Consider the following 13,095-nt stretch of genomic DNA (forward strand, 5'->3'; position numbering starts at 1 on the left):
GGCCCTAGCTGTCGGTGGCCTTGAAGTCGTCGGGCGACACCGAGTCGAGGAATTCCTTGAACTTCTCGACCTCGTCCTCGCGCTCGTCGGGCATCACCAGCCCGGCCTCGGCGAGCACCGGTTCCTCGGCGAAGATCGGGCATCCCACGCGCAACGCGATGGCTACCGAGTCCGACGGTCTGGCCGAGACCCGCAGGTCGCCGTCGAAGACCAGATCGGCGTAGAAGGTGCCTTCCTGCAGATCCACGATCCGCACTTCCTTGAGGGTGTGCCCGAGTTCGGTGATGAGAATCTTGATCAGATCGTGAGTGAGCGGACGAATGGGGGTGACCCCCTCCTGCTCGAGCACGATCGCGGTGGCCTCGGCCTGCCCGATCCAGATCGGCAGATACCGCTCGCCCGCCGCCTCCCGCAGCAACAGCACGGGCTGGTTCTGTGGCTGCTCGACACGGATGCCGATAACACGCATCTCACTCATGCTGTCACACCTCGCATGCTCGGGCGGCCTCCGTGGTTACGCTCCGCTGCCGCCTCCGGCCGCTGACCTCTCATGCGTAGTCCTGCCTCCCATACTCGCCGCCGACGGCACGACCGCTGCCCCGCCCGGTATCACCGAGTCTAGGCGAATCGACCCACCCGGCGCTCGCGCGTGTCAGCTACCCAACGCGTTGCGCACGGCGGCTTTCACCAGCGCCGCATGCAGGTTCAGCGACAACGCGGCCAATTCGCGCACGGTTTCCTCCGCGCGAGCCCGCGCGTCGGCGTCACGGCTCTTCGCGATCGGTGCGGCGATCTGGGCGACCAGCGCCGCCTCCCGATCGGCGGCGAGCTTGAACGCCCGCAGATGCCGTGCCTCCAAACCGAATTCGGCCATCGCCTTGGCCGCGCGCGCCAGCGTCACCGCGTCGGCTTCGAAGAATCCGCCCGCGCCGGGGACGATGAGACCGGCACGCAGCAAATCGTCCAGGAAACGGTCCTCGATGCCCGCCTTGGCGAGCAGATCGGCGCGGGTGAGCCGCACCGCGACATCGAAACGCAATTCTTCGGGCGTGATCTCCCCCGGAACGACACCGAGGCGGCGCGGCGCGGCGGGCGCGTCGTCCTCGTCGTTGTCGGGCACGGAGCCGGACCGCCGCCCGGCATCCGTGACACCACGCAGGGAGTGCGCGCGCGCTCGCGCCTCACGCACGCCCAGCGTCGCAGCACCGCTGTCGATCGCTTCCAACTGCTCCTTGATCACCTTCAACGGCAGGTACTGATCGCGCTGTGCGGTGAGCACGAAGCGCAGCCGTTCGTAGTCGGCCACCGAGAACCGCCGGTATCCCGACGGTGTCCGTTCCGGCCGGATCAGGCCCTCCGATTCGAGGAACCTGATCTTGGAGATGGTGATGTCGGGAAAATCTGGTCGCAGCAGGTCGAGCACGGAGCCGATCGACATCCCTCCGCGCGCCCACTGCGCCGCCCCGGTCACAGCACTGTGCCCTGCACGGACACCAGCACCGGACGGGTCATCGCGAACCCGCGCCCGTCGACGACTCACCGGCCTGCGCGCGCGGACCCGTCAGGAAGACCAGCCGGAACTTGCCGATCTGCACCTCGTCGCCGTTCTGCAACTCCGAGGAGTCCACCGGCTCCCGGTTGACGTAGGTGCCGTTGAGGCTGCCCACGTCGACGACCTGGAACGAGTCGTCGTCCTGCCGGAACTCGGCGTGCCGACGGCTGACCGTGACGTCGTCGAGAAAGATGTCACTGTCGGGGTGACGACCGGCCGACGTGGTCGGCTGGTCGAGCAGAAAGCGCGAACCCGCGTTCGGGCCGCGCTTGACCACCAGGAGGGCGGCACCGACCGGCAGGCCCTCGACGCCCTGCACCGGCTGTTCACCGGCCGGCTCTCCGGAGCGCGACGAATCGACCTCGTTGAGGAAATCCGCGCGGAAGACCGATGTCGTCTCGGCCGCGGTCTCCCCGTAACCCGGGTCCCTGTTCTCGCTCACCGTTTCTCTCCTCCTCGAACCTGATTATCCATGCAAGCAGGTGCTGTCTTCGGCATTGACCGTACCCTGCCGGGGCGTGCCCGTGCAGGGAGAACTGTGAAGGCTTCGTCAGCCCCCGATAACTCCTTGATAACCCGCCGCATCCAGCAGTTCGGCGAGTGCGGCGTCCAGGCTCGCGGCGTCGTCGAACGCGAGCTCGAACAACCAGCCCGCCTCGTACGGGTCGCTGTTGAGCGTCTCCGGCGCCTGGACCAGATCCTCGTTCACCGCAACGACTTTGCCGGACAGCGGGGCGTAGATGTCGGACACGCTCTTGGTCGATTCGACCTCGGCGATGCTCTCGCCCGCGGTGACGTCGGCGTCGGCCTCGGGAAGCTGGACGAACACCACGTCACCGAGCTGCGACTGGGCGTAGTCGGTGATGCCGACACGGACCGCCGTCGGGCTGGTCCGCCGCACCCATTCGTGCTCCTCGGTGTAGTGCAGATCCTCAGGGGTCCGGGTCACAGGACGTCCTTTCGTCGTGAACGTTGCACGCAACAGTAACGGCTAGCTCCCTCGGTGCGGCACAGGCGGTATCGATCGTGCGACCGCGACCGCCAGGCCTGCGTAGAGCACCCCCGTCCACACGTACAGCGCGGTGCCCCAGACCAACAGTGCCCAACCGAACGCCCAGCCGAAACCTGCCCCGACCCAGTCCATTTCCCCGGTCAGCAGCCACGGCAGGCCCGACATCAGCGCGAAGGTGGCGGCTTTGCCCAGGTAGATCACTTCCGGTGCGGGCAGCTCGCGCCGTTTGTACACCGACAGCGTCAGGGTGAGCACGAGATCACGAGCGACCAAGATCACTGCCAGCCACCACGGGATCAGTCCGCGCAGGACGAAGGCGGCCAGGGTCGTCAGCAGGTACAGCCGGTCGACGAACGGGTCGAGCAGGGCACCGAGGCGCGAGGACTGATCGAGCAGCCTGGCCAGTTTGCCGTCGAGGAAATCGGTGAAGCCGCTGGCGATCAACAGGGCGAAAGCCCAGCCGTCGGCGTGTTCGACCAGCATCAACCACAGGAAAACAGGGATGCCGATGAGACGGACAACGCTCAGGGCGTTGGGCACGGTCAGGATGCGGTCGCTGAACACGCCACCGCCGTCGGTGTCGCGTGTGCCCGGCGTTCCCGATTCGGTTGCCACGCCCCTGCATACCGCACCGACCCCCCGGCGCGCCATCCGGCCACGCCGAAACGCGCGCCCATTTCGGTGCGGGCGGTGGATCGTGGCGCTGTCGGCCCGGGAAACCCGCTAACCTCGACAGTCGTGTCCGACAGTGGTATTGATCTGCGCTCCTCCGTCTCCCCCGAGCAGGCCCGCGCGCGCGGCCGTGCCGCCGCCGAACGGGTGCCGGTGACCGAGCGTGATCGCCCGGCCGAGAGCCCCGACCGGCCCGGGGTGCTCGAGTTCGTCGAAGCGAGCAACCAGGGCAGGCTCGAACACCTGATCCCACTGCGCATCGCCCGGATGACGGCCTCGCCGTTCAGCTTCTTCCGCGGCGCGGCAGGCCTGATGGCGGCCGACCTCGCGGCCGGTCCGGACAGCGGCCTGCCCGCCCAGATCTGCGGCGACGCGCACGCCGCCAACTTCGGCCTCTACGGCACCCAGCGCGGCGAGATCGTGATGGATATCAATGATTTCGACGAGACGATCTCGGGTCCGTGGGAATGGGATCTCGAGCGCTTGGCCGCGAGCCTGGTCCTGGCCGGACGTGAGAGCGGTGCCGATTCCGACGACTGCCTGCGCGCGGCCCGCGATGCCGCGGGCTCCTACCGCCGGACCGTCGCCGGGCTCGCCGAACTGCCGTTCCTGCAGTCCTGGACCGATCTGCACGACGAGTCGATTCTGACCAAGGCCAAGGCTCAGGACCTGCACGACGACTTCAAGAAGGCGGCGAAGAAGGCGCGCAAGAACACCAGCGCCAAAGTGGTCGCGAAACTGACCGAGCACATCGACGACCACGAAACCGGCATCCGCAGGCATTGCTTCATCAGCGACCCACCGGTGCTCACCGCGGTCGACGAGCATGTCCGCGAAGCGGTGATCGACGGTCTGGAACGCTACGCCAACACCATCCGCGAGTCGCGGCGCACGTTGCTGTCGCGGTTCGCGGTCTCCGATGTCGCGTTCCGGGTCGTCGGCACCGGCAGTGTCGGGCTGCACAGTTACGTGGTGCTGCTGCACGGCAACGACGGCGAGTCGCTGGTGCTGCAGGCCAAACAGGCCCGGCCGTCCGCACTCGCCCCGTTCCTGCCCGAGACCACCCACCGGCACGAAGGCGAGCGCATCGTCGCCGGGGCGCGCAGCGTGCAGTCCGACACCGACATCCTGCTCGGCTGGACGACCATCGACCTCGACACGCCGCTGCCGTTCATCGTGCGTCAGTTCCGCAACTTCAAGGGCGCCATCGACCCGGCCGGGTTGTCGGCCGACGATCTCGACGACTACGGCAGGCTCGCGGGCGCCCTGCTCGCCCGCGCGCACGCGCGTTCGCTCGACCCGCGCACGCTGGCCGGATACCTGGACGGCGACGGTGACGACGACGATCGTTTCGAGGAGGCGGTGGCCCGCTTCGCGGTGCGCTACGCCGACCGCACCGAAGCCGATCACGCGGAGTTGGTCGCCGCGGTGGAGGCGGGCGAGATCGTCGCCGATTCCCGCTGAGCCGCGCGGCGCCGACCAGGTACCGTCCGCATCCTGACCGGCTTCGGAACTCGAGCGAGCTACGATGTAGGGCAACGGTTCTCGGCTTGCGGCGCCACCGACCAAGAAGGGCGGACCTCCATGCTCGTGCGCGTGCAGAATGCGGCAGGCACCGATGCCGAGCGGGCACTGATCAATTGGTTGCGCACCTGGAAGGACCCGTCGCATCCGCACGGCGTCGCCACTATCAACTGCAGCCTGTTCCACAACGATCGGCTGCACCAGTTCGACGCGGTGGTCTGGACACCGACCAGCTGTGTGGTGATCGAGGCCGAGACGTTCACCGTGGCCCAGGACGGTGTGCTCGAGATCCCGCTCAACGGTCCCTGGATGGTCTCCGGTGAGCTCGCGCGGTTCGCGGGTGGCGAGAAGTCGACGCCGCTGGAACGCTCCCGGGAGCACACGTTCGCACTGCAGGACTACCTGGCCGCGCGTGGGCTCGGGCAGCGCGCGGTGCACGGTCTCGGATTGATCGTGCCGCAGCCCGGTGCCGATATCGATATCCATCAGGGCTGGCACGACCCGAGCTTCGACGTGGTCGTCACCGACGATCCGTACCGGCTCGAGCAGTACTTCGAGGTGCTCGCCGAGAAGGAACACAATCGGTGGACGGCCAACGACATCGCCATCGCCTTTCGTGGCCTCGGCATCCTGCCGTACCTGCCCGCCCCGCAGGACCTGCTCAACGAGGGATTCCTCGGGCCGATCGATGTGACCCTGTGGCACGGCGGTCCCACCCAGGCGCAGGCCGAGGCGTACGCGGACGAGCAGGCGCGGCTCGAGCAGGAGGCGCAGTCACGCCGTGGTCTGGTGGCGCCCTGGTACAGCCCCTGGAAGCTGTATCCGCGCGTCGACGGTGATCTCGATTTCGGGCGCGCGTTCCTGCGGATCGTTCTGGCCGTCGGCATGATCATCGCGATCGTGTGGGTGTTGTGGTTCGTGGTCACCGCCGTGCTCACCTACGGCCCCGCCTGAGCCGGACGCTATCGTCGGGGCCGTGATCCGCCCCGACCAGGCGCTGCGCGCGACCGTCCTCACGACCTGCGCGAGTGTCACGGCGCTGATCCCGCTGACGTTCCCGGCCGACGACGGACCGACCGATATCGACCGCGCCGTCGCCGAGCCGGTGCGGCGTTCGCTCTCCCCCGAGTGGGGCTCGATTCTCGTCTCACCGAGCCACAACGCGATCGTGCTGATCGGCTTGCTGGCATGTTGCTGCTGGTTTCTGCTGCGGCGACAACGGTGGCGCGCGGTGGCGATGCTCGTCGTCCCCGGGGTCGCGGTGATGATCAACACGTGGCTGTTGAAACCTTTGTGGGACAGGCAGTTACACGACTATCTCGCCTATCCGAGCGGGCACACCGTCCACTTGGTCGCGGTCGCGACGACATTCGCCTGTCTGGTGACGAGCGCACGGGCGCGGCTCGCGGTCGTCGCGCTCACCGCACTGCTCCTGATCCCGATCACCCTCGGGATGATCGAACGGGGCTACCACCACGCCACCGATGTGCTCGGTGGCGCGGCGGCAGCGGTCACCCTCGCCGTCGCGGGGGTGTGGGCCCTCAGGTGCGGTCGAACACGCTGGCGTCGTGCAACATCGCGGCCCGCAGCATCGACTCCGGCACACCCATCGCCTCCACCAGCGTGAGCGCGTCGGGGCGCAACCGGTCGACGAGCTCGTTCACTCCGCGCCGCACCGCCTTGGCCCGCTCCACCGACATGAACCGGTGCATGATGTACCAGGACAGGTTCTCCTCCAGCGTGGAGTACACGTAGAGGTCGCAGACGGTTTCGGCCAGCGCCCTGGCGTCGGGATCGTCGATGGCGGCGATCCCGTCGACGAACTCCTCGAGCACCAGCCGGTCGATGTGGGCGGTCCCCGCGGCGAGGATGTGGTCCTGGGCGTTGTTGAACGCCTCGAACGGGCCGGTGTCCTCGGCACGGGCGCGCAGCCGGTGCGCGGCGGTGCGCAGCAGGTAGTCCTCGCGGTCGGCGAACAGCTGCAACTGCACGTCACGCTTGGACAGGTCGCCCTCGTCGACGGATTCGTCATTGCGGTCACGCAGCGTCTGAATGAGCTGGCGCACACCGGTATTACGGCGCACGACGTCACCGGCCATCGTCGCGGCGAAACGCACCCAGCCGAGGGCGTCCAGGTCACGGACCTCGTCGGCGTAGGCGGTGAGCAGTTCCTTGGCCACCAGCTGGGTGAGGACCACATTGTCGCCCTCGAAGGTGGTGAACACATCGGTGTCGGCCTTGAGCGTCACGAGACGATTCTCGGTGAGATACCCGGCGCCGCCGCAGGCTTCACGGCACTCCTGGATCGCGCGGGTGGCGTGCCGGGTCTGGGCGACCTTCAGGCCCGCCGCGCGCTTCTCCAGCGCACGCTGCGCTCCCGGCTCGACGTCGGCGCCGCGCTGGACGAGATCCATCCGGCGCACCAGGTCGTTCTGGGCGAAGGCGAGCGCGAACGACTTCGCCACCAGGGGTAGCAGCCTGCGCTGGTGGCTGCGGTAGTCGAGCAACAAGGTTTCCGCGCCGGTGTCGGGGTCGGCGAACTGGCGACGCGCCAGGGCGTAGCGCACCGCGATGCTCAGTGCCACGCGAGCGCCCGCCGCGGCGGCACCGCCGACGCTCACCCGGCCGCGCACGAGCGTGCCGAGCGTGGTGAAGAAGCGCCTGCTCGGGTTCTCGATCTCGGAGCTGTAGGTGCCGTCCGGCGCCACATCGGCATACCGGTTGAGCAGGTTCTCGCGCGGGATGCGCACGTTGTCGAACACGATGCGGCCGTTGTCGACACCGGGCAGACCGCCCTTGCGGCCGTCGTCGGAGGTCGTGACACCGGGCAGATCGGCGCCGTTCTCGTCGCGGATGGGCACCAGGAAGCAGTGCACGCCCTGGTTGGTTCCGTCGGTGACGAGCTGGGCGAACACGGCCGCCATCCGGGCGTGCTCGGCGGCACCACCGATGTAGTCCTTGCGCGCCGACGGGGTGGGGGTGTTCACCACGAATTCCTGGGTGGCCGGATCGTAGGAGGCCGTGGTCTCGAGGACCGCCACGTCGCTGCCGTGCCCGGATTCGGTCATCGCGAAACAGCCGAGCAGGTCCAGCGAGATGAGCCGCTTGATGTAGTCGCGGTGCCGCTCGGTACCGAGGTTCTCCACCGCGCCACCGAAAAGCCCCCACTGGACACCGGACTTCACCCACAGCGAGAGGTCGGCGTAGGCCAGCATCTCGAGGCCGGTGACCGCGCCGCCCGGGTCGCCGGTGCCGCCGTTCTCGGGTCGGAATCCGCGCTCGGGGTAACCCATTTCGGCGATGACCCGCATTTGTTCGAGTACCCGTGCGCGGGCTTGCTTCAGGTCGAGTTCGGGATCGCCGGTGAAGCGGTTGTCGGCGAGCTGGGTACGTGCCTGTTCCCTGACCGCGCGCCACGGTCCGTCCAGCGCTGCGCGGAGGTGTTCTGCCGTCGTCGATGTGCCGGTAGCCATGCCTTCGACCATAGCCCGGTCGGCGGCGCGCCGGTGGCGGCGAAACTCTGACACGGCACCTCTTGTGGACCGATTGAACACTCGTTTAGTATATTGAACATGTGTTTAACCAACAGCCCGTTTCGCAAGGATCCGCCGCCGACCTGAGCACCGCCGCACGTATCCGCGACGCCGCGATCGACCTGTTCGGAGAGCTGGGATTCGGCGTCGGCGTGCGTGCCATCGCCACCGCCGCCGGGGTATCACCGGGCTTGGTGAATCACCACTTCGGATCCAAGGACGGCCTGCGCGCGGCGTGCGACGAACGAGTGATCGAGATCATCCGTGACGAGAAGTTGCGGGCCATCCGCGCCACCGGTCCGACCGGGATGCTGGACGCGTTGGCCGAGATCGAGATCTACGCACCCCTGGTGGCCTACATGCTGCGCAGCTTCCAGGCCGGCGGACCGCTGGCCGAGTCACTGCTGGAGCACATGATCGACGACGCCGTCCAGTACACCCAGACCGCCGTCGACGAAGGCCGCATCAAACCGAGCCACGATCCCGTGGCCCGCGCCCGCTATCTGGTGCTCTGCCATGTCGGAGCCATGAACCTCTATCTGCAGATGCGTAGTCAGCGCGAGGGAAAACTCGACTACCGCAAGGCGATTCGCGAGCTGTCCACCGAACTCACCTTCCCAGCCGTCGAGCTCTACACCCAGGGCATGCTGACCGACCCGTCTCTGCTCGACTCTCTCCTCGAGGAGTAGCCATGCCGTCCCCCTCCCAGCAGGTCGTCGAAACCCGGGACCTGCGCAAAACTTTCGGTCGCTTCACCGCTCTCGACGGACTCGACCTACAGGTCGGGCCCGGTGAGATCCACGGGTTCCTCGGACCCAACGGTGCTGGCAAGTCCACCACCATCCGCATTCTGCTCGGCGTGCTTCGAGCGACCGGCGGTTCGGCACAGTTGTTCGGCCGCGATCCGTGGGCCGACGCGGTGGCGCTGCACGAGCGGATCGCTTATGTACCAGGCGATGTCACGCTGTGGCCCTCGCTGTCGGGCGGGGAAACCATCGATCTGCTCGCCCGGATGCGCGGTGGCCTCGACCGGACGCGCCGAGCCGAGCTGATCGAGCGATTCGAACTCGACCCGACCAAGAAGGCACGCACCTACTCCAAGGGCAACCGGCAGAAGGTGGCGCTGGTGTCGGCGTTCTGCGCCGAGGCCGATCTGCTGATCCTCGACGAACCGACCTCGGGCCTGGATCCGTTGATGGAGCAGGTCTTTCAGGAATGCGTGCGCGACGCGGCCGCGCGTGGTGCCACCGTGTTGCTGTCGAGCCACATCCTCTCCGAGGTGGAACACCTGTGTGACCGGGTGACCATCATCCGCGCGGGGCGCACCGTGGAATCCGGTTCGCTCGGTGCACTGCGTCATCTGAGCCGGACCGCGATCACCGCCGAATTGATCGGCGACCCAGGGGATCTGAGCGCGCTTGCCGGTGTCGACGATCTGGAGCGCGACGGCTCGACCCTGCGCTGCCAGGTCGACGCCGACAACCTCGGTGCCCTCATCCGGGTACTCGGCGATGCGGGCGTCCGGAGCCTGACCAGCACTCCCCCGACGCTCGAAGACCTCTTCCTGCGCCACTACCACGTGGACCAGCCCGAGCAGGTGCGCGCATGAGCACGCTCACCGCCACCGGACCTTTCACCAAAACATCGCGTGCCGCAAGCGAATTCACCGGAACCGGGCAGATACTGCGGCTGGCGCTGCGCCGCGACCGGGTGGTCGCCCCGCTGTGGACGGTGCTGATCGGGCTGATGCCCGCGATCCAAGTGGTGTCGATCAAGGATCTCTACACCACCCAGGAACAGCTCGACAGCTTCGCCACGACGACGGCCGCCAGCCCGGCGCTGGTCGCCATGTACGGCCCGGTGTTCAGTTCGGCCCTCGGGTCGATCGGCACCTGGAAGGCCGGGGCCATGTACGCGCTCATCGCGATCGCGGCCGCGCTCACCGTGGTCCGGCACACCCGGGTCGAGGAGGAGACCGGGCGGGCGGAACTGGTCGGCGCGACGCGGATCGGCCGCTTCGCCGGTCTCACCGGTGCGCTCCTGCTCACCTACGGCGCGTCCGTTGTCGCTGGAATCGTCTGTGCGGCTTCGTTGCTCGCGACGGATCTGCCCCTGGCCGGGTCGGTCGCGTTCGGTGCGGCACTGGCCGGTTCCGGTGTCGTCTGGGGCGCGGTCGCCGCGGTCGCCGCGCAGCTGAGCACCGGCGCGAGGATCGCGCGCGGTATCGCCCTCGGCTCTCTCGGTGCGGCGTTCGCGGTGCGGGCGGTCGGTGACGCGGGTAACGGGGTGCTGTCGTGGTTCTCCCCGGTGGGGTGGTGCTTGCAGATCCGGCCCTTCGCCCAGGAACGCTGGTGGGTGCTCGTGCCACTGCTCACCCTCGGCGCCGGTGCGACACTGCTCGCCTACCACCTGCTGCGGACCCGTGACCTCGGCGCGGGTCTGCTGGCCGACCGGCCGGGACCGGCTACGGCGGGCACGGCGCTGGCGGGACCGTTCGGATTGGCCTGGCGGCTGCAGCGCGGCTCACTGACGGCCTGGACCCTCGGTTTCGTGCTCTACGGCCTGCTCATCGGTGGCGCGGTGACGGGTGTCGGCGACATGCTCGACAGCAGCGAATCGCTGCGTGATGCCATCACCACGCTCGGCGGTTCGGACGATCTGGAGCAGTCGTTCATCGCCTACGCGGTCGCGATGCTCGCGGCCGCCGCGTCGGCCTACTCGGTGTCGGCGGTGCTGCGGCTGCACGAGGAGGAGAACACCGGCCGGACCGAAAGCGTGCTGGCGGCCGCCGTCGGCCGCATCCGCTACGCGGGCAGCCATCTGCTGTTCGCCCTCGGCGGTCCGGCGGTGGTCCTGCTGACCTCGGGGCTGGCGATCGGGATCGTCTGGGGCGCGACGGGTGGCGACCCGGGGCGCAGGATCGGTCAGGCGCTGGCGGCGGCGGCCGTGCAACTGCCCGCCGTGTGGGTGGTCACCGCCGTGGCGGTGCTGCTCGTCGGCGTGCTGCCCCGGTTCGCGCCGCTGAGCTGGGGCGTGCTGAGTGCGATGGTGGTGGGTTTCCTGCTCGGCTCACTGGGCGGATTCCCGCAGTGGGTACTCGATCTCGTGCCGTTCGTGCATCCGCCGAAGCTGCCTGGTGCGGAGTTCTCCGTCACGCCCGTCGCGTGGTTGCTCGCGGTCGCGGGAACCGGCATCGCGGTCGGCCTGGTCAGCTACCGTCGCCGCGATCTGCGCTGACTACGATCGGGCCGGTGCGCGTTCGGCGCACCGGCTCAGTACGCGCCTTCGCCCCGGGTGACCACGCCGATGGTCCGCGCGATGAGGGCGACATCCAGCACCATCGACCAGTTCTCCACGTACGACAGGTCGAGGCGAACCGAATCCTCCGGTGACAGGTCCGAGCGCCCGCTCACCTGCCACAGGCCGGTGAGCCCCGGCTTCACCAACAGCCGCCTGCGCATCTCGCCGTCGTAGGTGTCGACCTCGCGCTGCACCTGCGGCCTCGGCCCGACCACACTCATCTCGCCGCGCAGCACATTGAAGAACTGTGGCAGCTCGTCGAGACTGTACTTGCGCAGGAACCGACCGACCGGAGTCACCCGTGGATCGTCTTTGACCTTGAAGAACACCGGGTTTCCACCGTGCTCGGCGATGAGCTCGTCGACGACGGTATCGGCGTCGGGGCGCATACTGCGGAACTTGATCATCCGGAACGGCACACCGTCGCGGCCGATCCGCTCCGAGAGGTAGAACACCGGACCGGAACTGCTGAGCTTCACCGCCATCGCGATGGCGAGCAGGACCGGAGCGCTGAGCAGCACCACCGTGGCGGCGAAACAGAAGTCGAACAGCGCCTTTCGAGTGGATTTGGCCCGTCCGTAGCGCGGCCGATCGATGTGCAGCATCGGCATCCCGGCCACCAGCCGGTGATTGAGGCGCACCCCGGCGATGTCGACCACACCCGGTGCCACGATCAGATCGACGCCGAGCGGGTCGAGTTCCCATGCCATGCGCCGCAATTCGGCCGGACCGAGATGGTCGGTCGCGGCCACGGCCACCGAGTCGGCGCCGCTGCGGCGCACCGCGTCGAGCACCGAGCGGTCGTCACCGAGAACCGATGCGCCACCGAGTGTTTCGACCCGCTCCCCCGACCCGGTCGGCACGCACACACCCACCACCCGGTACCCCGAGGCCGGATCGTCGGTGAACGCCGTCGCCATGGCGTGCGCGGCTTCGGGTGAGCCGACGACGAGCACCGCGGTATGGCAGCGGCCCTCGGCGCGCAGGCTGCGCAACTGCCAGCGCCAGGCCAGCCGTCCGGCGATCAGCCCGAACAGCCCGGCGGGCAGGGCGATGGCCAGGTAGCCGCGGGCGAATTCGATGCGGAACAGCAGGGCGAGGATGGCGAGCACACCGAACAGGCGCAGGCTTGCCGAGACCAGGCGGCGGAATTCCTCACTGCCGGTACCGATCACCTGGGGTGTGCGGGTTCCGTACCCGTGCAGCAGGCCGAGCCAGCCGAGCGCGAGGGCCAGCGACACCGCCGAGTAGCCGATCTCGTACGGCAAGGGCCAGGCCAGTGTCGAGTCGACGGGTCCGTCGAATCGCAGCGCCTGCGCGGTGCCGACGGCACCGACCACGGCGACGACATCGGTGACGACCAGGCGGCGCACGAACGCGCTCTGCCAGGTCTCCCGTCGCGAGTCGTGCACCGCGTGCACGCCGGTGACGGCATCCATCTCGCCACTACTGGTGAGCTCGTAGCTCATGAACCGACACACCTCCCCTATCGGGAGTCGAAC

Annotated in this window: 13 protein-coding genes; 6 read left to right on the top strand and 7 right to left on the bottom strand. The window is 68.3% G+C overall.

The features are described from left to right. Positions 1–4: 4 nt before the first annotated feature. From NC7_RS21475 to NC7_RS21495, 5 genes are all read right to left on the bottom strand, one after another. Positions 5–478, bottom strand: a complete 474-nt coding sequence (locus tag NC7_RS21475) for a bifunctional nuclease family protein (RefSeq protein WP_067488679.1) — start codon at positions 476–478, stop codon at positions 5–7. Positions 479–652: 174 nt separating this feature from the next. Next, positions 653–1,438: a transcriptional regulator FtsR gene (gene ftsR, locus NC7_RS21480; RefSeq protein ID WP_084458673.1), complete on the bottom strand. Its 786-nt coding sequence runs from the start codon at positions 1,436–1,438 to the stop codon at positions 653–655. Between the two features lie 70 nt (positions 1,439–1,508). After that, a complete protein-coding gene (gene odhI, locus NC7_RS21485; protein WP_067985944.1) occupies positions 1,509–1,994 on the bottom strand; it encodes an oxoglutarate dehydrogenase inhibitor Odhl in 486 nt (161 codons plus the stop codon). A 108-nt stretch (positions 1,995–2,102) separates the two neighbouring features. Next, on the bottom strand, positions 2,103–2,501 hold the full coding sequence (gcvH, locus tag NC7_RS21490; RefSeq protein ID WP_067985946.1) for a glycine cleavage system protein GcvH: 399 nt from the start codon (positions 2,499–2,501) through the stop codon (positions 2,103–2,105). 42 nt (positions 2,502–2,543) lie between these two features. Next, positions 2,544–3,179 (bottom strand): CDP-alcohol phosphatidyltransferase family protein, encoded by a 636-nt coding sequence (locus NC7_RS21495; RefSeq protein ID WP_067985947.1) that lies wholly within the window; start codon positions 3,177–3,179, stop codon positions 2,544–2,546. Positions 3,180–3,302: 123 nt separating this feature from the next. On the opposite strand from NC7_RS21495, the gene NC7_RS21500 reads away from it, so the two are divergent. The 3 genes from NC7_RS21500 to NC7_RS21510 all read left to right on the top strand — a co-directional run bounded on the left by NC7_RS21500 (position 3,303) and on the right by NC7_RS21510 (position 6,387). After that, positions 3,303–4,700: a DUF2252 domain-containing protein gene (locus NC7_RS21500; protein WP_067985949.1), complete on the top strand. Its 1,398-nt coding sequence runs from the start codon at positions 3,303–3,305 to the stop codon at positions 4,698–4,700. Positions 4,701–4,832: 132 nt separating this feature from the next. Then, complete coding sequence (locus NC7_RS21505) at positions 4,833–5,714, top strand: nuclease-related domain-containing protein (RefSeq protein WP_236573613.1); 882 nt, start codon at positions 4,833–4,835, stop codon at positions 5,712–5,714. 22 nt (positions 5,715–5,736) lie between these two features. Continuing rightward, on the top strand, positions 5,737–6,387 hold the full coding sequence (locus NC7_RS21510) for a phosphatase PAP2 family protein (RefSeq protein ID WP_067985953.1): 651 nt from the start codon (positions 5,737–5,739) through the stop codon (positions 6,385–6,387). Here the strand turns inward: NC7_RS21510 and NC7_RS21515 are convergent. Beyond that, on the bottom strand, positions 6,302–8,233 hold the full coding sequence (locus NC7_RS21515) for an acyl-CoA dehydrogenase family protein (protein ID WP_067986288.1): 1,932 nt from the start codon (positions 8,231–8,233) through the stop codon (positions 6,302–6,304). The genes NC7_RS21510 and NC7_RS21515 overlap by 86 nt on opposite strands. 101 nt (positions 8,234–8,334) lie before the next feature. Between NC7_RS21515 and NC7_RS21520 the strand changes: the two genes are divergently transcribed. From NC7_RS21520 to NC7_RS21530, 3 genes are read left to right on the top strand one after another with little or no spacing between them, the layout of a single operon-like run. Next, the gene (locus tag NC7_RS21520; protein WP_067985955.1) at positions 8,335–8,982 is read left to right on the top strand and encodes a TetR/AcrR family transcriptional regulator; all 648 of its coding nucleotides are present in this window, start codon (positions 8,335–8,337) and stop codon (positions 8,980–8,982) included. Positions 8,983–8,984: 2 nt separating this feature from the next. Further along, positions 8,985–9,902 carry an ABC transporter ATP-binding protein gene (locus NC7_RS21525; protein ID WP_067985957.1) on the top strand — a complete coding sequence of 306 codons (918 nt, stop codon included), beginning with the start codon at positions 8,985–8,987 and terminating at the stop codon, positions 9,900–9,902. Further along, on the top strand, positions 9,899–11,530 hold the full coding sequence (locus tag NC7_RS21530; protein WP_067985959.1) for an ABC transporter permease: 1,632 nt from the start codon (positions 9,899–9,901) through the stop codon (positions 11,528–11,530). Before NC7_RS21525 ends, NC7_RS21530 begins: the two co-directional genes overlap by 4 nt. Before the next feature lie 35 nt (positions 11,531–11,565). Here NC7_RS21530 and NC7_RS21535 read toward each other — a convergent pair whose 3' ends face one another. Next, positions 11,566–13,062 carry a sugar transferase gene (locus tag NC7_RS21535; RefSeq protein WP_067985961.1) on the bottom strand — a complete coding sequence of 499 codons (1,497 nt, stop codon included), beginning with the start codon at positions 13,060–13,062 and terminating at the stop codon, positions 11,566–11,568. Positions 13,063–13,095: the final 33 nt, after the last annotated feature.

The organism is Nocardia caishijiensis NBRC 108228 (assembly GCF_001612825.1).
Lineage (GTDB): Bacteria > Actinomycetota > Actinomycetes > Mycobacteriales > Mycobacteriaceae > Nocardia > Nocardia caishijiensis.

Coding starts and splice junctions, on each gene's coding strand:
- NC7_RS21475 (WP_067488679.1), bottom strand. CDS start 478: ATGAGTGAGATGCGTGTTATCGGCATCCGTGTCGAGCAGCCACAGAAC.
- ftsR (WP_084458673.1), bottom strand. CDS start 1,438: ATGTCGATCGGCTCCGTGCTCGACCTGCTGCGACCAGATTTTCCCGAC.
- NC7_RS21515 (WP_067986288.1), bottom strand. CDS start 8,233: ATGGCTACCGGCACATCGACGACGGCAGAACACCTCCGCGCAGCGCTG.
- NC7_RS21525 (WP_067985957.1), top strand. CDS start 8,985: ATGCCGTCCCCCTCCCAGCAGGTCGTCGAAACCCGGGACCTGCGCAAA.
- NC7_RS21530 (WP_067985959.1), top strand. CDS start 9,899: ATGAGCACGCTCACCGCCACCGGACCTTTCACCAAAACATCGCGTGCC.
- NC7_RS21535 (WP_067985961.1), bottom strand. CDS start 13,062: ATGAGCTACGAGCTCACCAGTAGTGGCGAGATGGATGCCGTCACCGGC.